General features: G+C 71.4%; 13 protein-coding genes. All 13 read left to right on the forward strand.

Annotated features, from left to right (window positions below):
* Positions 1 to 6: 6 nt before the first annotated feature.
* The 13 genes from LGI35_RS32970 (at position 7) to LGI35_RS33030 (ending at position 22,254) form a co-directional block, all read left to right on the forward strand.
* Positions 7 to 1,968 carry an ATP-binding protein gene (locus tag LGI35_RS32970; protein WP_227300619.1) on the forward strand — a complete coding sequence of 654 codons (1,962 nt, stop codon included), beginning with the start codon at positions 7 to 9 and terminating at the stop codon, positions 1,966 to 1,968.
* Positions 1,959 to 2,279 (forward strand): hypothetical protein, encoded by a 321-nt coding sequence (locus tag LGI35_RS32975; protein WP_227297935.1) that lies wholly within the window; start codon positions 1,959 to 1,961, stop codon positions 2,277 to 2,279. Before LGI35_RS32970 ends, LGI35_RS32975 begins: the two co-directional genes overlap by 10 nt.
* Positions 2,276 to 8,692 carry an eCIS core domain-containing protein gene (locus LGI35_RS32980; RefSeq protein ID WP_227297936.1) on the forward strand — a complete coding sequence of 2,139 codons (6,417 nt, stop codon included), beginning with the start codon at positions 2,276 to 2,278 and terminating at the stop codon, positions 8,690 to 8,692. The genes LGI35_RS32975 and LGI35_RS32980 overlap by 4 nt, the downstream gene beginning before the upstream one ends.
* Before the next feature lie 26 nt (positions 8,693 to 8,718).
* Positions 8,719 to 9,501: a hypothetical protein gene (locus tag LGI35_RS32985; RefSeq protein ID WP_227297937.1), complete on the forward strand. Its 783-nt coding sequence runs from the start codon at positions 8,719 to 8,721 to the stop codon at positions 9,499 to 9,501.
* The gene (locus LGI35_RS32990) at positions 9,498 to 10,184 is read left to right on the forward strand and encodes a hypothetical protein (RefSeq protein ID WP_227297938.1); all 687 of its coding nucleotides are present in this window, start codon (positions 9,498 to 9,500) and stop codon (positions 10,182 to 10,184) included. Before LGI35_RS32985 ends, LGI35_RS32990 begins: the two co-directional genes overlap by 4 nt.
* Positions 10,185 to 10,195: 11 nt before the next feature.
* Complete coding sequence (locus LGI35_RS32995; RefSeq protein ID WP_227297939.1) at positions 10,196 to 10,561, forward strand: LysM peptidoglycan-binding domain-containing protein; 366 nt, start codon at positions 10,196 to 10,198, stop codon at positions 10,559 to 10,561.
* Positions 10,554 to 11,693 (forward strand): hypothetical protein, encoded by a 1,140-nt coding sequence (locus LGI35_RS33000; protein ID WP_227297940.1) that lies wholly within the window; start codon positions 10,554 to 10,556, stop codon positions 11,691 to 11,693. Before LGI35_RS32995 ends, LGI35_RS33000 begins: the two co-directional genes overlap by 8 nt.
* Positions 11,694 to 11,848: 155 nt before the next feature.
* Positions 11,849 to 12,385 (forward strand): phage baseplate assembly protein V, encoded by a 537-nt coding sequence (locus LGI35_RS33005; protein ID WP_227297941.1) that lies wholly within the window; start codon positions 11,849 to 11,851, stop codon positions 12,383 to 12,385.
* 19 nt (positions 12,386 to 12,404) lie between these two features.
* Positions 12,405 to 12,740, forward strand: coding sequence for a hypothetical protein (locus tag LGI35_RS33010; RefSeq protein ID WP_227297942.1), 336 nt, complete (start codon positions 12,405 to 12,407; stop codon positions 12,738 to 12,740).
* Entirely contained in the window at positions 12,737 to 13,129 is a 393-nt protein-coding gene (locus tag LGI35_RS33015; protein ID WP_116508651.1) for a GPW/gp25 family protein, read from the forward strand. Before LGI35_RS33010 ends, LGI35_RS33015 begins: the two co-directional genes overlap by 4 nt.
* Entirely contained in the window at positions 13,126 to 16,251 is a 3,126-nt protein-coding gene (locus LGI35_RS33020) for a putative baseplate assembly protein (protein ID WP_227297943.1), read from the forward strand. Before LGI35_RS33015 ends, LGI35_RS33020 begins: the two co-directional genes overlap by 4 nt.
* Positions 16,238 to 20,086 carry a putative baseplate assembly protein gene (locus tag LGI35_RS33025; protein WP_227297944.1) on the forward strand — a complete coding sequence of 1,283 codons (3,849 nt, stop codon included), beginning with the start codon at positions 16,238 to 16,240 and terminating at the stop codon, positions 20,084 to 20,086. The genes LGI35_RS33020 and LGI35_RS33025 overlap by 14 nt, the downstream gene beginning before the upstream one ends.
* Positions 20,086 to 22,254 (forward strand): hypothetical protein, encoded by a 2,169-nt coding sequence (locus LGI35_RS33030; RefSeq protein ID WP_227297945.1) that lies wholly within the window; start codon positions 20,086 to 20,088, stop codon positions 22,252 to 22,254. Before LGI35_RS33025 ends, LGI35_RS33030 begins: the two co-directional genes overlap by 1 nt.
* The last annotated feature ends 47 nt before the right edge of the window (positions 22,255 to 22,301 follow it).

A 22,301-nucleotide genomic window follows, 5' to 3' on the forward strand; every position in this document is an offset into this window, starting at 1 on the left:
GAGGACATGGGGACGTACGAACAGAGCACGGCGGACGCCGGCCCGGGCGGTGCGACGCTGACGGCGGAGATCCGGCGCGTCCTGGCCCGCGTCGACGCGCACGCGGCACGCGTCACGGAGGAGAGCGGCGGTGCCCCCGGTGCCGACCTCGCCACCGCGCCCGGCGGACCCGGCACCGCCCCGCTCGACGCCCTCGTCTCCTGCTTCAGCATCACGCCCTTCGAGCGTGACCTCGTACTCCTCGCCGCCGCCCACGAGTTGGAGCCCACGACCGCCGCCCGATGCGCCGCCGCCTGCGGTGACCCCGAGCGGACGTACCCCACCTTCTCGCTCGCGCTGGCCGCGCTGGCCGAGCCGCACTGGAGCGCCCTGACGCCCGTGGCTCCGCTCAGGCGCTGGCGGATCGTCGAGCTGGACGACGAGTCGCGGCTGACGACCTCCCGGCTGCGCCTCGACGAGCGCATCCTGCACTTCCTGCTGGGCTCGCCCTACCTGGACGCACGGCTGCACGGCCAGTTGCGCCGCACGCCGGCGCCTCAGGAGCTGACGCCGTCGTACGACCTGGCCGCGAGCCGGCTCGCCGAGGGCTGGGCGACGGCGGCGGACTCCGACGCGCCGCTCGTCGAGGTGACCGGCGGGGACCTGCGCAGCCGGGCCGACCTCGCCGCCGCGGCGGCCGCACGCTCGGGACTCGGGCTCTACTCGATGAGCGCCGAGGACGTGCCGTCCGACCCGGCCGAGCGCGACCGGCTCGCCCGGCTGTGGCAGCGTGAGGCGGTTCTGCTGCCCTCGGCGCTGCTCGTCGAGGTGGGCGAACTGGACCGCGACCAACGGGCGGCGACCGAGTCGTTCCTGGCCGGGGCCGCTGTACCGGTGTTGGTGTCCAGCGAGGATCCGCTGCGCTCGGAACGGTCGTACGCGGCCCGGGTGGTCGTACCGCGGCTGGACGACGAGGAGCAGCTCGGACTGTGGACCGGCGCGTTCGAGGGGGTGGACCTGGACGAGGGCGAACTCCGCTCCCTGGTGGCCCAGTTCCAGCTGCCGCCGCATGTCGTACGCTCCGCGGCAGCCGCCGTACACCGCCGGCTGCCGCACGAGGACGAACTGGACGCCGCCGAACTCGCCTGGCGCGCCGGGCTCGACGAGGCGCGGACCGGCATGGACGAGCTGGGGCGGCGGATCACGCCGCAGGCCGGCTGGGGCGACCTGGTGCTGCACGAGCGGCAGACGAGCGTGCTGCGCGAGATCGTCGCGCACGTGCGGCAGCGGGCAACCGTGCACCAGGAGTGGGGGTTCGCGGCCACCCTGCGCCGCGGCCTCGGCGTGACCGCGATGTTCGCGGGCGGCTCCGGCACCGGCAAGACGCTGGCCGCCGAGGTCATGGCGAAGGAACTCGGCCTCGACCTGTTCGTCATCGATCTGTCGCAGGTGGTCAGCAAGTACATCGGCGAGACCGAGAAGAACCTCCGCCGGGTCTTCGACGCCGCCGAACGCGGCGGCGCGCTCCTCCTGTTCGACGAGGCCGACGCGCTGTTCGGCAAGCGCAGCGAGGTCAAGGACAGCCACGACCGGTACGCCAACCTCGAGGTCAGCTATCTGCTGATGCGGATGGAGGCCTACCGGGGCCTGGCGATCCTCACCACCAACATGAAGAACGCCCTCGACACGGCCTTCCTGCGGCGCATCCGCTTCGTCGTCGACTTCCCCTTCCCGGCCGAGCACGAGCGCGCCGAGATCTGGCGCCGCGTGCTGCCGCCGCAGGCCCCGGTGAAGGACATCGACGCGGCGCTTCTCGCCCAGCTCACCGTCGCCGGCGGCTCGATCCGCAACATCGCCCTGTCCGGGGCCTTCCTGGCCGCCGAGGAGGGCGACCGGCTGCAGATGCGGCACATGCTCGCCGCCGCCCGCACCGAGTACCTGAAGCTGGAGCGCTCGCTGACGCCCTCGGAGGTGCGCGGATGGGTGTGAGTCTCCCGCGGGACCACTCGCGGAAGCAGTCGCGGGACCAGGAGCCCTCGGCGATCCGTGTGGAGATCGGGGAGCTGGTGCTCGACGGCTTCCGGGCGGATCCGGAGCGCGTCTCGGCCGCCTTCGAGAGCGAACTGATCCGGTTGGTACGGCTGCACGGCGTGCCCCTGGCCGCGGACGGTCCGCTCGCGGTCGACGCGCTGTCCGGACTGCCGCCCCTGCACGCCGGACTGTCCGCGCGACGCCTCGGGCAGGAGCTGGCACGTGCCGTGCACGAAGGGCTGAGCGGTCACGGGGAGGTGAGCCGGTGAGCTCGCAGACCCAGGACTCCCGTGCGGAGCAGTCCGCCGAGCAGCGGCGCCGCAAGCGCAAGGAGCGGGCCGCCAAGTCCCGTGCGCCCGAGCCGAAGAACATCGTCAGCGGCGCCGGACAGCCCCTCGACCCGGGGCTGCGGCGGGAGTTGGAGGAGCAGCTCGGTCACGATCTGGGCCGGGTACGGCTGCACACCGGCCGGGACGCCGGGCAGCTGACCGAGCTGCTCGGGGCTGACGCGGTCGCGGTCGGCCAGGACGTCTTCTTCCGCGAGGGCGCCTACCGGCCCGGCACCGACGAGGGCCGCCGGCTGCTCACCCACGAGCTGCAGCACACGGTGCAGAACCCGCACGGCCTCGGCGCGCTGCGGGCCGGCCGCGAACTCGGTGCGGTGAGCCTGCCGCAGCAGGCCATCGAGCGGGAAGCGGAGGCGGCCGCCCAGGCCCTCGTGCAGCCTGATGTCTCTTCGGAAGTTCCGCAGGTCGAGGAGGGGCAGGCCACACCCGGCTGGCTGCGCTACGCCACGGTCGACGCCGACCGGATGCGCGCCGAGGCCGTCGACCCGGCGACCCTCGTGGACCGGCTCGCGGGCAACGTGCTGCGCTCCCTGCGTGGCGACCCGACCGACGCCTCCGGCCGCGTACGGCTCCAACTGGCGCGAATGTCGGAGGAGCTGGAGGACGCGGTCGTCGACCGCCTCGAGAACCGTCTGCTGACACCCGAGTACGACCGTCTCCTGGAGATCGCCGACCAGGCCCGCCCCGGCCCGGTCGAACTCCAGCCCGCCGAGACGCCGTTGCCCGAGATCGACCTCTTCGAAGAGCTCGGCGTCGAACGCACCCAGTGGCAGAAGAAGCAGGAGTCCGACCGGGGCGCGAACGAGAAGCGCGCCGCCGACGCCCGCGAGGAATCGCGGGACGCCGAGGCCCGTGACCAGAAGAGCGGCAGCGACCGCAGCCGGGCCCGCTCGGACGCCGCCACCGAGGAGCAGGACGCCGCCCGGCGCACGGAACGGGAGGACGAGCGCAACGCCTCCCGGCAGCAGGCGCGCGAGGAGGAGCAGCAGGACGGCGAGCAGGCCGCCACCGACCGCGAGCGCACCGACCAGGCCTCCGACGAGCGCGCCCAAGGGCAGCAGGAGGGCACCGAACAGGCCAAGGAGCAGCGCAAGGAACAGCGCGAACGCGAGGAGGCCGACCCGCAGCAGGCGAGCGCGCCGGGCGCCGACAAGCGCAAGCAGCGCGACGACCAGACCCAGCCGGGCGCCGGGTCGAAGAACGAGGAGCCGGATCCGAAGCAGAAGGCCCAGCCCGGCCCCGTACGCCCGGAGAAGGTCGACGAGCGGGCCGAGCGGTCCGACTCCGCGCTGTCCGAACACGGCCTGAACGAGAAGGACGAGGACGGCGGCGCCGAGGCCGAGCCGCGGGAGGAGGAGCGGCCGCTCGGCCTCGAAGCGGGCGCCGACCAGGAGATCGCGGGCGGCGAGGACGAGGGCGGCCGGGCGCAGGGCGAGCGGGGCGAGCCCGCGATCAAGCCCGAGGACCACCTGCCCGAGACCGACCTCGACCTGTCCGCCGTACCCACCGCGGACAAGCTCGGGCCGGGAGCCGCCGAACCGTCGCTGCCCTCCTTCCCCACCCCGCCGCCGACCAAGGCCGAGAAGATCGAGCAGGAGCGGGAGAAGAACGAACAGGAGCAGGACGAGGACGACGCCGGGCCCGAGGCGAAAGCCCCCGGCCAGGACGAGGGCCCCGTCGAGGGCGAGGCCCCGCAGCCCGAGAACGGGCCCGCCGCGCAGGTCCAGGACCGCAACACCAAGGACCTTCAGGAGACCGACAAGCCGCTCGACCAGGAGGTCGGCCCGGATCTCGCGACCCAGGACAAGGACCGGCCCGAGCCCGAGGCCGAGAAGCCCGACCCGGAGCGGCAGCAGGAGAAGGAGCAGACCGAGGGACCTGAGGACGAGGGCACCGAGGCGGACGGCGACGACGACCAGCCGGACGCCAAGGACACTCAGGAGGAGAAGAGGGACCAGCAGGACCGTACGACCGTGGAGTCCCGGTCGTCCGCGGGCCCCGCCCCCACCGTGGTGAGTCCCGTGGCGGCGGCGGTGTCCCGGCCCGCCGGCGCGCAGACGCCCAAGACCCCGGTCGAGGACCGTGACCCCTCGCCCGCCGCCCGGCGCGGTGCCGAACCGCCCCGGTCCGAGCGCGAGGCGCCGGCGGCCAGGAGCCGGGTGCCCAAGGAGACCGGGCCCGGCGCCGCGCCGCGCGGACCGGTGGGTGCTGCCGAGAAGACGGGGCCGAACGTCGCCGCCGGACCGGGTGCCGCGCCCTCCGTCGCTCAGGCGGCGGTCAGCCCGGCGGCGGAGCAGACCGACGCGCCCGGCCAGTCCGCTTCCGACACGGCCGCGCCCCGGCCCGAGGCGTCCCTGGAGAAGGACGGCGGTGGCTGCGCGCCGCCCGCGCCCGCGCCCGAGAAGGACGACGGCGGGCAGGGCAGTTGCGGAGGGGGCGGTGGCGAGGCCGCGCCCGAGCAGAAGCAGGAGGAACCGCCGGACGTCTCGGGGCAGGACCCCAAGGTCGCCGTTCAGACAGTGAGCAAGCTGGCGCCCGACCAGGCGGCCGCCGCCATGCCCGGGGTCGACAGGGCCGCGGACAAGAAGATCGGCGAGGAGCAGAGGCGGCTCGACGCTGCCCCGCCGACGCGGGAACGTCCCTCGGGCGCGCCGCAGACGCGTTCGGCACCGCCCGAGGCGGCTCCCGCGGCGGCCCAGGTCACCGGCAAGGTGGATCGGGTCGGCCCGGAGGACCAGGGAGACAAGCAGAAGGCCAAGGGCGGTGTGAAGGCCGAGGGCAAGCAGCCCACGGACAACGTGCCTCCGCCGCCGGCCCCCGCCGCGCCCGACAAGGGGCTCAGCGAGGCCGAGGCGAAGAACGTCGAGGCCGCGGCCGACGCCGTCCCGACCACCGACCCGGAACTCGAGAACAAGACCGTCGGACCGGCTCCCAAGATCCGTCTGGAGGGCGCCAGCGACCCCCAGCGCACCGACGACCAGGCCAAGGCGCTCAAGGACAAGCAGTCCGACCTGCAGACGACCGGCCGCGAGGACGCGGCCAAGCCGCTCGGCGAGGACCAGATCTTCCCGAACGCGCCGCGGGAGCAGCTGACCGGCAAGGCGTCCGGAGGCTCCGGCGGCGGCAAGGGCAGCGCCCTGGAGGCCACACCCGCGCCCAAGGCCGGCGTAGGGGCGGTGGCCAAACAGGAGAAGGGCTCCGAGATCACCGGTGCCGCCGGCAAGGCGCAGGGTGACCTCGGCACCAGGGAGAAGGAACACCAGCAGAGCGAGCAGCAGGCCAAGCAGGACAAGCAGACCGAGATCGACCGAGAGGTCGACCGCAACACCCAGCAGCAGACCGCCGAACGCGGGGGTGTCGCGCGCGAGACGCAGAAGCAGCGCGAGGACTGGCGCGGCGAGCAGGACAAGAAGGTCGAGGACGCGGACAAGAAGTCCGACGACGAACACGGCAAGAAGAACAAGGAGATCGTCAAGGCGCGCGACGACAAGGACAAGGAGGTCGGCGCGCGCAAGGACAAGGACAACTCGCAGATCGACACCGAGCGCGAGAACGCCGAGAAGGAGGCCAAGAAGAAGAAGGAGGAGAAGAAGCCCTCCGGAGGCCTGTTCGGCTGGATCGCCGACAAGGTCGCCGACTTCTTCAAGGGCCTGCTCGCGGCGGTCACCGCGGTCTTCGACGCGGCCCGCAAGGCCGTCAACGGGATCATCGACAAGTTCAAGGAGTGGGCCAACCAGGCCATCGACTTCGTACGCGATCTGGCGATCAACGCGATCAACGCGCTCGCCGACGTCCTGATCGCGATCGGGGATGTGCTCCTCGCGGCCTTCCCGGAGCTGCGGGACCGCTTCCGCAAGGCGATCGAGGGCCTGCGGGACGCGGCGATCGCGAAGGTCAACCAGCTGGCGGACAGCCTGAAGAAGGCGGTCAACAGCCTGCTGGACGCACTCGCGGCCGGCTTGAACAAGTTGCTGGACGTCCTGGAAGCAGGCGTCAAGGCGGTCATCAAGGCCTACCAGGCCGTCATCATGGGCGCGATCAAGTTCGCGCAGGCGGCGATCGAGGCGCTCGGGAAGTTCGCGGCGCTGGTCGCCGACATCGCGCCGGACCCGGGCGGCTGGATCTCGAAGGCCGGCAGCTCCGCGAAGACCGGCATCACCGACCACCTCTGGGGCGCCATCAAGGTGGCGGTCAAGGGATGGTTCGACACCAAGGTCGAAGGCATCCTCGGCCTGGGCAAGGCCGTCATCGACGTCCTGGTCAAGGGCTGTGTCTCGATCAAACAGATCGGCAAGATGGCCTGGGACGCGATCATCGCCTCCCTGCCGATGATGATCGCGACCCTGGTCATCGAGAAGGTCGTCTCGATGATCGTGCCGGCGGCGGGGGCGATCCTGACGATCGTCCAGGGCCTGATGGCGGCGTGGTCGACCGTCAGCTCGATCCTGTCGGCGTTCTCGAAGTTCTGGGCCTACCTGAAGGCGGTGAAGGCGGGCCCGGCGGCGTGCCTGTTCGCGGAGGCGGTCGCGGCAGGTGTCGTCGCTCTGCTCGACTTCATCACCAACTTCCTTCTGCAGAAGCTGTCTTCGGCGACAAAGGGCGTGGGCAAGCGGCTCAAGGGCATGGCCCAGAAGATCATGGACGGCCTGAAGAAGGTGGGGGGCGGGGCGAAGAAGGCGGCGGGGGCGGCGGTCAATTCGGCTCGGGGGGCGATGCGGAGGGCCAGGCAACGGATCGCCGAGCCGGCTGTGTCCCGCAGGCCGAAGGGGGAGGCTTCGCCCGATCCCAAGTCACCTGTGAAACCGAAGGATGCGGCTACGCCCAAGGGGCCGGCCAAGGCGGACGCCGGCCCGGAGAAGCCGAAGGGCCAGAAACCGGAGACGGAGAGGCCGCACAGGGACGGGGCCGGCGACCGGACTCCGAGCGCCAGGAAAGATGCCGCCCCGGAGAAGCCGACCAGGAAGAAAGAGGTCGATGGCCCCAAACCGACCAAGCCCAGGAAGGCCAAGTCCCCTGCTGCCAAGGCGTTGGCGAGGGCCAAGGGGGCGGTCAAGTCCGCCCTGAAGAAGGTCGGCAACGCGGCGAAGACCCTCGGCAGGAAGCTGAAGAAGTCCAGGGTCGGCAAGGCCATCAAGAGCAGTGCGTCGAAGTTGCGGAACGCGTACAAGAACAAGCGCGACCGCCTGTGGGAGAACAGGAAGAGGCAGACGGAGCACAGGAGGAAGAACCGCCAGGACCACAAGAGAAAGAAGAACTCGAGAGAGTCCAAGGACGCTCGCCTGAGGCAGATCGTGCCCCGCATCCGGCGTGCACTCACTCCGCTGCTCAAGCGAGGGATCCAGGGCCCCGTGTACTACGCCCTGCTGCAGGGGCTGAAGACCTGGTACCGGCTTACCGAGCTCCGCTCGGCGGGCCGGCCCAATTTCCGAATCCTCGCCACGCTGAATCCGAGCGAACCGGTCCTGCCGGGAGAGTGGGAGGAGGAGACCGCCTACTTCGATGCCTTCGACGTGGAGGACCGGCATCGGAAATCCAACAAGAAGGACAAGGAGAAGAAGGAGGACGATCCGAACGTCGCGGCGTTTCGCGCAGCCGTGCGGTCTCGCCTCCGTGGTCTGGAAGACAACGCTTCCATATCCGACGTAATGGAACTCTGTGGTGGGGTCGCGGACCAGACGAAGGGGATCAACCGCGGGCAGCTGGACTGGAAGCAGATGCCGTCGTACTGGCTGCTTTCACTGCACCACCCAGGCGCCGCAATAAAGCCCGTGGGTATGTTCCGTGAACCCAATATGTATCAAATGGTCGAGATGGGGAAGGCGCAGCCGATCTACAAGGACGTCAACGACAAGCAACTCGTCCGCGACGCGAAGAATCAGTACGTCCCTCGCTATGTCACCAGGAACATAGCGGCAGAGGACAAGGTGACCCACAAGCGTGGCCAGGGGATTGTCCCGAGGGGCTACAGGGACGAAAAGCTGAAGATGAAGGCGGACAAACAGCGGGCGGACAACGAGGCCTGGGAACATGTGACGGGTACGGAGGCGTCCCAGTTCATCTCGACCACCAAGCTGGAGAGCCAATCCATCCAGGATCCGCAGGGCCTGCCCTGGAGCACGGCCAAGGGGCAGAAATTCCACGGTATGGCTCGTATAGACCTCTCCCATATCAACCCGAAGAACATCTTCGACCTCACGACTACTGTCGGGCAGCGCGAATGGAAGCTGGACTCACCGGGCACCGCCGTCATGCAGCAGGCCTTGCGGGATGTCATACGAACGCAGGAAGTACTGATCAGGGGGATCATTCCGCAAGGTGCCATCAAGATGCTCTAGCAGGACTGAAAGGAGGACTGGCCGGGATGAGTCGGTTCGGGACGTACCACTGGCAGGGGGTGACTCTTGGCGACCCCGCTCTCGAAGCCGCACGGTCCGAGCTCGCAAGCCCGTCCGACGAGGATGCGGCCCTGCGTGCTTTCGTCCACCTCCTGCGAAGCGGAGACACGGCAGCAATGGGGATCGCTCTCGACCACTATCACCATGCGATCTCCGCAGAGCGGTACGGATTCGGCAGCGTACTGAAGGGATACGGTCACGAGGTAATGCAGCGTGCGCGGCAGATCCTTCGCGAGGCTCCTTCTCCCGCTTCGGAATCGGGTGCGGGGATGTACGGTGCGGATTATGCGAGCGCACTCCTCGTAATGATCAACAGGGCGGAGGAGGAAGACGTCGAGTTGATCGCCCGTGTACTTGACGCACCGCCGAACTACGATTCCGAATCAGCGGCGTTCAGGTCGGCGGGTAGAATCCTCCAACTGTCTTCCGGTGCAAACGAAAGACTGGTGACGGCGTTGGCCCGAGTGGTTTTCGACGAGGGCAGGGACATCGATGACCGCCTTGAAGCACTTCAGGCGCTCGCCAAGAGTTCGGCGCCGCGCACTCTCACGGATTTCAAAAGAGCCATGGAGCTGGACGATCTCGAACTTCAGGCAACTGCGGCACGTGCAATCGCCAAGCATGACCTGGCGGCCCACCGGAGCCTCATTGAGGAAAAGGTCGCGACGTGGCCGGCGGACGCGCCTTATCCAGCTTCCGACGTGAGAGACGCCCTGGCTGAAAGCGACGATTCCGTGGAGAACGAGTGACCCGCTACGCAGACATCCCCAAGCCCATCCGCTCCGGCATAGTCGTCGTCGACCCCGACCGCGGCACCCCCCAGCGCGTCATCGTGCTCCAGTTCAACCCCGACACCCTGGAACGCAGCATCGCCCCTCAGTCCGCCGGCGACAGCGGTGACGGTGGCGGCGGAGGCAGCGGTGGGGGAGACAGGAACGAGGCGCTGCGTCTCAAAGGGCCCGCCCAGGAGACCTGGAAGTTCACCGCCGAGATCGATGCCACCGATCAGCTGGAGATCGCGGCGCCCGACGGGATTCATCCGCAGCTCGCCACGCTGGAAATGCTGGTGCAGCCCACCACCGCGCAGCTCCGCGCCGCAAGCCGCCTGTCGCAGAGGGGCACCATCGAGATCAGCCCGATCGAGATGCCGTTGACGCTGTTCACCTGGGGGAGCAAGCGGGTCATGCCCGTGCGGCTCACCGAACTGTCCGTCAACGAGTCGGCCTTCGACGTCAACCTCAACCCGATCCGGGCCTCCCTCGGCATCGGCATGAAGATCCTCACCGTCAGCGACCTGCCCGCAGGGCACCGCGGCGCCGACCTCTACATGGCCCACCTCGCCCAGAAGGAGCGACTGGCCGCGGCCGCGCGGGGCGGGAGTCTCGGGGCCCTCGGGCTGCCGGGAGCAGACGTACTGAGCGGAAGGGGCTGAGGAGCACCGCCATGGCTGACATCGAGTCCTATGAGAGTGCGCTGGGGGCGATACCGGGCTCCCATCCGTATCCGCGGACGAGCCGGTACCACGACGCCGAGATCGGTATTCACCGTCAGGAGGACGGCACCGAGGTCCGCTACACCAAGCGCCGGTTACTGCCCCCGCTCGACGCACAGGAGACGCAGGAACACGTCGTCGGCGCCGGCGAGCGCCCCGATCTGCTCGCCCAGCGCTTCTTCGGCGACCCCGGCCAGTGGTGGCGCATAGCCGACGCCAATCCCGTGCTCGATCCAGAGGAGTTGACGGACGAGGCAGGGCGCGTCGTCGACATCCCGTCGGCTGGTGGGATGCCTCGGGGGGACCGGCGTGTCTGAGCAGCCCGTGGGGCAGGGCCCCGTCCACATCACGCTCCTCATGGGGCCGAAGCTCGCCCGGCCGGTGCCGGCCGAGGTGACCGAGGCGTTGCTGTCGGCTCAGATCACGGCCACCGCGGGGGAGCGCAGCGGCTTTCAGATCGCCTTCGACCTCACCAAGACCGGGATCATCAACCAGCGGCTCCTGCCCGAGGGGTTCTTCGATCCCAAGACGCGGATCATCGTCACCGTCAGCGTCCGGGGTACCCCCGACGTGCTCTTCGACGGACTCGTCGTGCGGCAGGAGGTCGGCGCCAGCAATCAGCCCGGGCACTCCACGCTCACCGTCACCGGCGAGGACCTGACGCTGCTGATGGACCTGGAGGAGCGCACGGCCCGGTATCCCAATCTCCCGCCCTCCGAGCGGGTGCTGGCCATCCTGCGCCGGTACTCGGACTACGGCATCCGGCCCGACGTCTACGCCGAGAAGATCGCCCAGCCCCCGCACCAGGATCTCCGCGTCCACTACCAGACCGGGACGGACCTGCAGTACGTCACCGATCTCGCGCGCGCCAACGGCTACACCTTCTATCTCGAACCCGGGCCCAACCCCGGGCAATCCTCCGCACGTTGGGGGCCCGAGGTCCGGCTCGGCATCCGTCAGCACGCACTCAACGTCAACATGGACGCCAATACGACCGTGGATCAGCTGACGTTCGCCTACGACGGGACGGCGCGGGAAGAGCCGCAGGCGCGGTGGCAGGATCCGGGGACCCGGCAGTCCACTCTTCTTCCGCAGCCGCCGATCAGCCCCCTGCGCCCGCCCCTCGGCCGCCGCCCGACCCCGGCGCTCAGGCGCAGGACCCTCTCCGGGACGGCCAAGCAGCAACGCGAGCAGGCCGAGGCCGAACTCCTCGCCCGTGCCGCCGTCTCCGCCGACGTCGTCTCCGGGTCCGGCTCGCTCGACGTGAACCGGCACGGGTACATCCTGCAGCCGCGCCAGCTGGTCGGTGTGCGCGGCTCGGGGCGGGCGTACGACGGCGACTACTACGTCAAGTCCGTCACGCACAACCTGCGGCCGGGGTCCTTCCAGCAGAACTTCACCCTCTCCAGGGAGGGACTGGAGGCGCGCAGCGACTACGTCCGGCCCTGACCCCCACCTCGTAAAGGCCACAGGGCCTCGTAACAGCCACAGCACCTCGTAGAGCCCACAGCACCGCGTACAGCTCACAGCACCTCGCAAGGCCCACAGCACCTCGCAGAGCTCGCAGGACCTCGTAACTCCGCACAGACCAGGAGCAGTTCAGCATGGCGGCAGACGGCAATCGCTACCTCGGCAAGTTCCGCGGCCGGGTCGTGGACAACGACGATCCGCTGCGCATCGGCCGTATCACCGTCGAGGTCCCGGACGTCCTCGGTGGCGAGGCGTCCACCTGGGCGCTTCCGTGCCTGCCGTTCACCGGGCCCGAGGCCGGGCAGTTCGTGGTGCCGCCGCCGGGCGCGGGCGTGTGGGTCGAGTTCGAGCAGGGGGACCCCAGCTTCCCCGTGTGGACCGGCTGTTGGTACGGCGCGGCCGAGGAACTGCCGCCCGACGCGCGGCGTGAGCTGGCGGCGAACTCGCCCAGCAAGCCGGTCGTCGTACAGACACCGGCCGCGCACAAGCTCGTCATGAACGACACCGCCGGTGCCGAGCAGGGGATTCTGCTCCAGGCCCAGGGCGGCGCGTACATCCGCATCACCAAGGAGGCCGTGGTCATCGCGACCGGCGCAGGCGCCGAAGTCGTGCTCCGCGGCAACGAAGTAACCATCAACGAGGGCCAGTTGACCGTGCTCTCGAAGCGATAGAAGACGGGGGAAGCACCAAGTGTCCGGGAGTCTGCTCGACGCCGGCGCCGTGATCGGCTGCCCGCACGGCGGCCGGGTCACCGCCGCCACCACACCCTCCGGCGGCGTACGCATCGGGGGCGCGGCCGTCGCGACGGCCGCTCACGCGTACGTCGTCACCGGCTGCCCGCACACCCAGGACGGTGTGCACAAGCCCTGCGTCTCGGTCCGCTGGACCGCCGACGGCGCCGGCATCACGGTCGACGGCGCGCCCGTGCTGCTCGACACCTCCGCGGCCCAGTGCTTCACCGCGGCGTTCGTGCCGCAGGGGCCGCCCGTCGTCCAGGCCGCACAGCGAAAGGTGACCGTCCGATGAGTCCGACGAGCCGGGGAACCCGCCCGCGCAGCGACATCGCGTTCCCCTTCCGCGCCGACCGCCGGGGACGCACCGCGCACGCCGCCCACGGCGAGCACGTCCACGACCTGATCGAGCAACTGCTGTTCACCAGCCCCGGCGAGCGGGTGATGCGCCCCGACTTCGGCTGCGGGCTCCTCGACCTGGTCTTCGCCCCGAACAGCCCCGAACTCGTCAGCACGCTCGAACTGTCCGTGCAGGCCTCGCTCCAGCGCTGGCTCGGCGACCTCATCGACGTGGTGGCCCTCGACGTGGAGAGCGCCGACGACGCCGTACGGGTCCACCTGTCGTACGTCCTGCGCGCCACCGGAACCCGCGCGGACGACGTCTTCGAAGGGAGGGCGGCGTGACCACCGGTACCACCACCTCCCGCCGCGTCAAGGTAAGAGCCGCTCAGCTCAACGGAGTTGACTCCGTCGAGGTCAGTGACGACGGGCTGCTGCTCACCGTCATGTTCCTCGGCAAGGCGCCGCACGGACTCGGACCGGAGAACGTCCGGATCGACGGCGGCCGCCGGATCACCGGCGTCACCGCCGTCGACGTCAGCGTCGAGCGCGAGGAGGACCCGGAGCTCGACGACCGGCTCCACGTCACCCTCGACCAGACCGGAGACACCTCGGAGTACGTGTTCTCGCTCGTCGAGACCGACCCGTACGGGCGGCCCGGCACCGAGCCCTTCCGCGGTTTCGACCAGCGCTACCACCGCGCGTCCTTCTCCTTCCGGCCGAACTGCCCGACCCCCTTCGACTGCAGGGAGGTCGAGCCCCAGGAGGCGGACTTCCCGGACGCGCCCGTCGTCGACTACACGGTCCGCGACTACGACACCATCCGTAAACTGCTCCTGGACCGGCTCGCGCTCACCACCCCCGATCGGACCGAGCGCAACCCCGCCGACCTGGGCGTCACGCTCGTGGAGCTGCTCGCGTACACCGGCGACCGGATCAGCTACCAGCAGGACGCGGTGGCCACCGAGGCCTACCTGGACACCGCGCGCCGCCGGGTCTCCGTGCGACGGCACGTCCGGCTCATCGACTACGCCATGAACGACGGCTGCACCGCACGGGCGTACGTCACCGTGCAGAGCGCCGGTGACACCGTCCTCGCTCCGGGCACTTTCCGCTTCGCCTCCGTCGACGTGCGCACCCTCGACCCGCACGACCGGCCCGAACCGGGCCCGGTGATCGACGAGAGCGACGTCGGCGACCTGGGCGAGCGCGGCTCGGTGGAGGTCTTCGAACCGGTCGTCGCCGCCGACCCGCTGGAACTGAAGGTCGCGCACAACAGGATCCGCCTGTGGACGTGGGGCGGCGAGGTGTGCACCCTGCCGACGGGCGCCACCTCCGCCACCCTGCGCGACGAATGGGACGACCCGGAGACCTGCCGGGAGCGCCGGCTCGCCCTCAGTCCCGGAGACGTGCTCGTCCTGGAGGAGGTGAAGGGCCCGCGCACCGGCACCCCCGGCGACGCCGATCCCCGCCACCGCCAGGCCGTACGCCTCACGTCCGTCACCCCGGGCGTCGACCGCATCGAGGACCAGCCGGTCCTTGAGGTCACCTGGGCCGCCGAGGACGCCCTGCGCTTCCCGCTCTGCCTCACCACGCGCGGCGGCCGCGACTGCCTGCCCGTCGAGGACGTGAGCCTCGCCCGCGGCAACGTCGTCCTCGTCGACCACGGCCGAACCCTCACCGGACTCCCGCAGACGGCCACCGTGCCGCCCGGTCCGGCCGTCGTCGCCCCCTGCGACCCGCCCGCCTTCGGCTGCGGCGACCGGAACGAGGGCAACGCACCGGCCCGGCTCATCAACTCCCTCACGGACCGGGCGGAGAACGGGCAGGCACTCGTACCCGACGACGTCCGTGAGCTGTTCGAGGTGGTGGGTGAGGCGGCGACCGTCCGCGCCGGACTCGGTCTGGAGCGCGCCGGGCAGCGGCACGAGCGTGTGGTGCCCGGCACGGCGTACGCCCAGACGGCTGCCCTGCGCACCCTGCTCGCGCAATCCGTCTACCCGGGCATCGTGCCACGCTTCCGCCCCGTTCTCGGCCGATTCCCGGTCGTACAGGCGGTGCCGTTCCCGGACACGCAGGTCGTGGCCGCCGGGCAGGCCGAGCGGATCGCCGCGATCGGGGGGCGGGTGCGACAGCGGCTCGTCGAGCTGTGGCGCAGCGCCCGTGACCGCGACGGGCTCGGGGACGAGGAGATCGCAGAACTCGCCGTGATCTACGGCCTGAAGGTCCTGGAGCGGCTCGAACTCCGTACGCATCCCGTCCGCGCCCTGCGCGAACTCCTTTACAGAAGCGACGAGTTGCTCGCCACGAAGTTGCGCCGCACGGAGATCCTCGCGTCCCGGGCCCGTGCGGGCGCGGTCCTCGACGGGCACATCGCCTGGGAGATCGCGCACAGCTGGGGCCCGGCCTACGCGGCAGGACTGCACCCCGACGAGCCCGTGCTGCGGGGGTCCGCGGCCGCCGCGCTCGGCCAGGACCCGCGCAGGGCGCTGCCCGCCGTACGCGTGCAGGACGGCGATCTGACCTGGGTGCCCCGTCGTGACCTGCTCCACAGCGGGCCCCGCGACCGGCACTTCGTCGGGGAGCTGGAGGACGACGGCCGCGTCGCCCTGCGCTTCGGCGACGGCCGGCACGGCGCCAGGCCGACGCCGGGCAGTCGGCTCGCCCTGCACCACCGGCTCGGCGGCGGTGTCGCCGGCAACGTCGGCGCGGAAGCCATCAACCACCTCGTCGTCCAGAGCGACTGCGAACAGCCGCGGGTCACCGTGGTCCGCAACCCGCTGCCCGCCACCGGCGGAATTGAGCCCGAACCCGTCGATCAGGCCCGCCAGTTGGCCCCGCTCGACCTGCGTCGCACCCGCCTGCGCGCGATCACCGCCGAGGACTACGCGGACCTCGCCCGCGCCCTGCCGGGCGTGCAGCGGGCCGCGGCGGAGATCCGCTGGACCGGCAGTGTCCAGGAGGCCCACGTCGCGATCGACGCGTACGGCGGCGCGCAGCCGCAGGCCGAGCTGCTCGCCCGGGTCGAGCAGTCCCTGGAGGCGTACCGGCGCATCGGCCACGACCTCGTGGTCGGCCCCGCCCGCCTGGTGCCGCTGGAGATCGCCCTGAGCGTGTGCGCCGCGCCCGGTCATCAGCAGGGGCAGGTGCTGGCCGAGCTGTACCGAGTCCTCGGCAGCGGCCGCCTCTCCGGCGGACGGCTCGGCTTCTTCCACCCGGACGCGCTCACCTTCGGCGAACCCGTCCGCCTGAGCCGTCTGGTCGCCGTCGCCGCGGCCGTACCGGGCGTGCTGAACGTCCAGGTCGACCGTCTGCGGCGGCTGTTCGAGCAGGACCGAGGAGAGAAGGAGGACGGCGTGCTGCGGCTCGGCCCGCTGGAGATCGCCACGTGCGACAACGACCCGGACCGGCCGGAGAACGGCCGCCTGGCGATATCCCTGGGAGGTGCCCCCGATGACCGCCTCTGAAGAGTGCGCCTGCGGCTGCCGCGGCGGCCACGACGAGCGTCTCGCGCCCGCGCCGCTGCACAACCCGCCCGGCCGCACCGCGCTCGACTACCGCGTCGGCGAGTACGGCTCGTTCCTGGCCGCCCTGCTCGACCGGCTCGCCTCACCGGCGTACCCGGCACTCGGTGGCCTGACCGTCCGTACCCCCGACGACCCGGCGATCGGCCTCCTCGACGCCACCGCCGTCCTCGGCGACCTGCTCACGTTCCACTCCGAGCGGATCGCCGACGAGGCCTACCTGCGTACGGCGGGGGAGCATCGGTCGCTGGTCCTGCTGGGCCGGCTCGTCGGCCACCGCCCGCGGCCGGGCGTCGCCGCCACCACCCACCTCGCGTACACCCTCGAACGCGACCCGCGGGCCGAGGCGCTGCCCGTACTGATCCCGCGCGGCGCGCGCACCCACGGCGTGCCCGCCTCCGCCGACGAGGAGTCCGTGACCTTCGAGACCAGCCGGGACCTCACGGCTCGCTGGGACTGGAACGAGCTGAAGGTGCGCAGGCGGCGGCCGTCCCTGGTCACCCCGGAGGATCTGGAGCGGCGCTCCGAACTCTTCGTGGAGGGCACCGCGAACTCCCTCCAGACCGGAGACCAGTTGCTCTTCGTCTTCGGCGAACCGGCGGGCGGGGAGCGCAAGTTGCTGCCCGTCGCGGGCGTACGCGTCGACCGGGACGACGACGTCACGGCGATCTCCCTGCAGCAGTCCGCACCGCCCACGCTGAAGGAGCTGGTCGACGAGGTGCGGCGGTGGACCGCCGAGCCCGCGGCGCCCGGTGAGCCGGGGGAGGAACCGCCTACGCCGCAGGTCCCGAACCCGCGGCCGGTGAGCCGGTTGATCGAGGACTTCGAGGACCAGGTGCTGGCCCCGCTCCGTGCGGCTCTGGACGACGTGAAGACACCCGAGAGCTTCGCGGCCTGCCTCGCGGAGCCCGTCGCCCGCCTCGGTGAGGCGCAGGTGCTGGCCACTCCGTGGGAGGACGTCGCGGGCTGGTTCGAGCAGCTGCAGGCGGTGCTGCACGAACTCGGTGAGCGCGCAATGGAGTTGGCTCCTGCTCGGACTGACGAGAGTGCCGCGAAGGGCGGCCTCCTGTCCGCGGCGCCATCTGGACCGGCCGCGCCCGTGCGGCGGAGCCGCATGTCGACACGGCCCGCGCCTCTGAAGGGCGACCCGCGCACCGCCGCTTACCAGGCGCTGTCCGCCGTGCTCCCGGCCCTGCGTGCTGCCGGGCCGGCCCCGCAAACAGGTGCTCCACGTCCCAGTACCGACCCCGCCGCGGTCCTGGCGGCCCTCAACCCCGGCCTCTACCCGGCCTGGCGCAGGGCGGCGGCCGCCGCCCCAGGCACCACCCAGCTCCTGCGCGCCCTGCTCGCGATGCGAGTCACCGCGGCCCCCTTCGGCGCCACGGCCCCGCTCAAGCCCGTCCAGGACGACAAGGGCCGGGTCATCCGCAGTGCGGACTGGCCGCTCACCGGGGCCGTGCTGACCAGCCTGCGGGTCGTCCACGACACCGCGGGCAAGGCGCCGATCCGGGCGGAGTTCCAGTATGTCGAGGGCAACGGCTCCGACCAGCGGGCGGTGCCGCTGCCCGTCACCGGGCAGATCACCTTCGCGCTGGGCCCCGGCCAGGTCGACCTGTCGACGCGCTCCGCCCAGGACCGCGACCTGAGCTGGCTCACCCTCCCCCACTCCCGGACTCGTTCGAGCGGGGGGACCCCCGTACCCACCGACTCCCAGGAGCCCGGCGTCACCGCGCGCCTTCGCGACGGTCTGCCCGAATGCACCCTGTTCGTGTCCCGTCCCGACGAGGACGGCCTGATCCACGTCGGCATCAACAACGGGACCACGCAGGAGATCTCCCTGCGCCCGGGCGCCACCGAGCAGTTCACCCATGGCGCGTACGAGGTGAGCGTGCGCTACGGGGTGGGCAGCAGCGAGCCCAAGGTCGAGATCGTCATCGCCGGCAAGCCCGCGCCCGTCAACCGGCGCGTGCTGCAGCTCGACACCGTGCACACCGGCATCACGGTCGGCAGCTGGGTCGCGATCCAGCGCCCCGCCAAGGGCGCCGAGGACGGCATACCCGGCGACGCCGACCTCGCGTTCGTCACCACCCAGGTCGTGGCCGTGCGTACGGCGGCGTACACCAACTACGGGATCACCGGTCGCGGCACCGAGCTCACCCTGGCCGACCCCTGGCTGGACGAGTTCGACGTCCTGCTGTCGCACATCCGCGACACCACCGTGCACGCGGCGGGCGCGCCCCTGCGCCTGGCCGACGAGCCGCTCGGCGAGGAGGTCCACGGCAACGGGATCGAACTCGCCGAGCTGTACGACGGGTTGGGCGCCGGACGCGCCCTCGTCGTGACCGGCGAGCGCAGCGACATCCCCGGGACGACCGGCGTCACCGCCACCGAGGTCGTCACGATCGCCGCCGCCGACGCGACCGTGGACCCGCGACTGCCGGGGGACCGCGTCCACACCCACCTCACCCTGACCACCGACCTCGCCCACCGCTACCACCGAGAGACGGTCCGCATCCTCGGAAACGTCGTCGAGGCCACCCACGGCGAGAGCCGGGAGGAGGCCATCGGCAGCGGCGACTCGGACCGCGTCAACCAGACGTTTGCACTCTGGCAGTCGCCGCTCACCTGGCTCGCCGACGACAACCCCCTCGGCGCCACACCGGTGCTCGACATCCGGGTCGACGGCGTCCTGTGGCACGAGGTCGACAGTCTCGCCGGACGCGGCCCGCGCGAGCGGATCTACATCACCGGCACCGCCTCCGACGGCCGGACGACGGTCACCTTCGGTGACGGGGTGCACGGGGCCCGGCTGCCCAGCGGCCACGAGAACGTCCACGCCCGCTACCGCTTCGGCACCGGCAAGGCCGCCAACGTCCCCGCCGACCGCCTCACCCAGCCCCTCACCCGCCCGCTCGGCGTCACCGCCGTCACCAACCCCCGCCCGGCGACGGGCGGCGCCGACGCGGACGGTCCGGGCCTGACCCGCCGGACGGTCCCGCTGGCCGTCTCCGCCCTCGACCGGCTCGTCTCGGCGGCCGACTACGAGGACTTCGCCCGCTCCCGGGCAGGCATCGGCCGGGCCGCCGCACGCGAACTCTTCGACGGGCGACGGCGTGTGCTGCACGTGACGGTCGCGGGCACCGACGACGTGCCCCTGGACGGCGACTCGGACACCCTGCGCGCCCTGCGCGGGGCGCTCACCGAGTACGGCGACGCCGATCTGCCCGTCCGCGTGGACGTGCGCGAGCCGGTCCTGCTGCTCGTCGCCGCCAGGGTGAAGGTCGCACCGGACCACGCCTGGGAATTCGTCGAACCGCGGCTGCGACAGGTGTTGCTCCGCCGACTCGGCTACGAGGGAAGTGAGTTGGGGCAGCCGGCCCGGCTCTCCGACCTTCTCGCGGCGGCCCACACCGTGCCGGGGGTCGACTACGTCGACGTCGACGTCTTCAACGGCGTCCCGGCGTCCGCCACCCCGGAAGAGCTCGCCGAGCTGCTCACCGACCCCGGCGCACCGAGGTCGAGTGTTCCCGCGCACGAGGCGACGTACGACGAGAAGATCCACACCGTCCGCGACGCCGACGGCGAGACCCTGTCGGCGGTCTGCGCGCGCCACGGCATTCCGCTCGCCGAACTCCTGCGCCTCAACCCCGACATCACCGACACCCGGCGCCTGGCGAAGGGCCGGTCGGTGTTCGTCTTCCGCGGCATCCGCCCCGCGCAGCTCGCCCTGCTGTCCCCACGAGCCGCGGACACCCTGATTCTGACGGAGGTCAAGTGATGTCTGCGAACTCGACGGACGTCCAGTACGACTCGACGGCCCTCACCACGAACCGGGACCCCGACGGCCTCGCCGCCCTGCTGCCCCGCTGGCACCTCCTGCGCGACGCCGAGGAGGGCGAGCCGCTGCGCGCGCTGCTCGCGGTCGTCGCCGAGCAGCTCGACCGGGTCCGCGACGGCGTCGAGCAGGGCTACGACGACCTGTTCGTCGAGACGGCGGCCCCCTGGGTGCTGCCGTACCTCGGTGACCTGGTCGGATACCGCACCCTGCCGGGCTACGAACGCGTCCTCACCGCGGGCCTGCACGAGGGCGGGCGTGCCGCGCTGGCCGAGGCCGTCGCGCCGCGCGCGGACGTGGCGGCCACGGTCGCGGCCCGCCGCCGCAAGGGGACGCTGCACCTGCTGGAGGAGATCTCCGAGCAGGTCGCGGGCCTGCCCGCGCGGGCTGTCGAACTGTCGCGGCTGGTCGCTCACAGCCAGTCGGTGAAGCTGTACCGGGACGCGGCCGCGGAGAGGGGGCGCCTCCTCGACCTCCGGGACGGCTCGGCGCTCGCGCTGGCCGGCGGCCCCTTCGACACCACTGCCCGCACCGTCGACATCCGCCGCGCCAACTCGTCCAGGAAGCAGGGCGGTTGGACCCCGGCGGGAGTCGCCCTCTTCGTCTGGCGGCTCAAGGCGTACGCGCTGACGTCCTCACCGGCGTACTGCATCGACCGCGCCCGCAACCTCTACACGTTCTCGATCCTCGGCAACGACAGCCCGCTGGTCACCGAGCCGGTCCCGGAGCCGTCGCCGACCCACATCGCCACGGTCGACAACGTCCCCGCGTTCATCACCCGCCGACTGCTCCACGACCGTCTCCTCGACTACTACGGCCCCGGCAAGAGCTTCGTCATCCGGCGCGACGGCGAGGACAAGCCCGTACCGCCGTCCGACATCGTGGTCGCCGACCTGTCCGACTGGCGCTACCGGCCGAAGCGCGGTCAGATCGCCGTCGACCCGGAACTCGGGCGCATCGCGTTCGGTGCGCGCTCGGCGCCCCGGCAGGGCGTGTGGGTGGACTACCACTACGCGTCCGGCGCCGACATGGGCGGCGGCGAGTACGAGCGACCCGACCGCGTGGACCGGCCCGACGCCGCCTTCTACCGGGTCGGCCCCGGACAGCCGTACCGGCAGATCATGGACGCGTACCGGGCCTGGCGGCACGACCGCCGCGCGGAGCGCACCGGCCCCGACGGCATCATCGAGATCACGCACAGCGGCGCCTACCAGGAGCAACTGGACTTCGACCTCGACCCCGGCGACCGTCTGGAGCTCCGGGCGGCCGAGGGCACGCGGCCGGTGATGCGCCTGCTCGACTGGTACAGCAACCGGCCCGACGCCCTCAACATCCGTGCCGTGGCGGACGACTGCGCCCCGCACGAGCGGCCGCGCATCGTCCTCGACGGGCTGCTGGTCGCCGGGCGCGGCATCAACGTGACCGGACCGATGGGAGCCGTCGTCGTACGGCACACCACCCTCGTACCCGGCTGGTCACTGGAGCCCGAGTGCGAGCCGCACTCGCCCGACGAGCCGAGCATCGTCCTGGAGCGCACCACCGCCTGCCTCCAGGTCGAGCACAGCGTCCTCGGCACCATCGAGGTCATCGGCGACGAGGTCGGCGAGGACCCCCTCGACATCCACCTCCGCGACAGCATCCTGGACGCCACCGGCCACGACCGCGAGGCACTGTCCGCCCCGGACTGCCGCCTCGCCCACGCCGTACTGCACGCGCATCGCACGACCGTCATCGGCGAAGTCCACACGCACGCGGTGGAGATCGCCGAGAACTCGGTCTTCACGGGCAAGCTGCAGGTGGCCCGGCGCGGCACCGGCTGCCTGCGGTACTCGTACGTCCCCACCGGCTCGCGCACGCCACGACGGCACCGCTGCCAGCCCGATCTCACGCCCGGCGTACGGCCGTTGTTCGCCGCCGTGCGCTACGGGACGCCCTGGTACGGGCAGTTGGCCGACGGCTGCCCCGAGGAGCTCCGGCGCGGCGCGGACGACGGCGCCGAGACGGGCGCCTTCCACGACCTGTACCGGCCGCAGCGCGAGGACGGTCTGCGCGCACGGCTCGCGGAGTACACGCCCGCGGGCACGGACGCCGGAATCTTCTTCGTGACATGAGCAGTGCCGCCGTACGACCCACCCGCACTTTCCTGAACCAGGGGGAC

Source organism: Streptomyces longhuiensis, from assembly GCF_020616555.1.
Classification (GTDB): Bacteria; Actinomycetota; Actinomycetes; order Streptomycetales; family Streptomycetaceae; genus Streptomyces; species Streptomyces longhuiensis.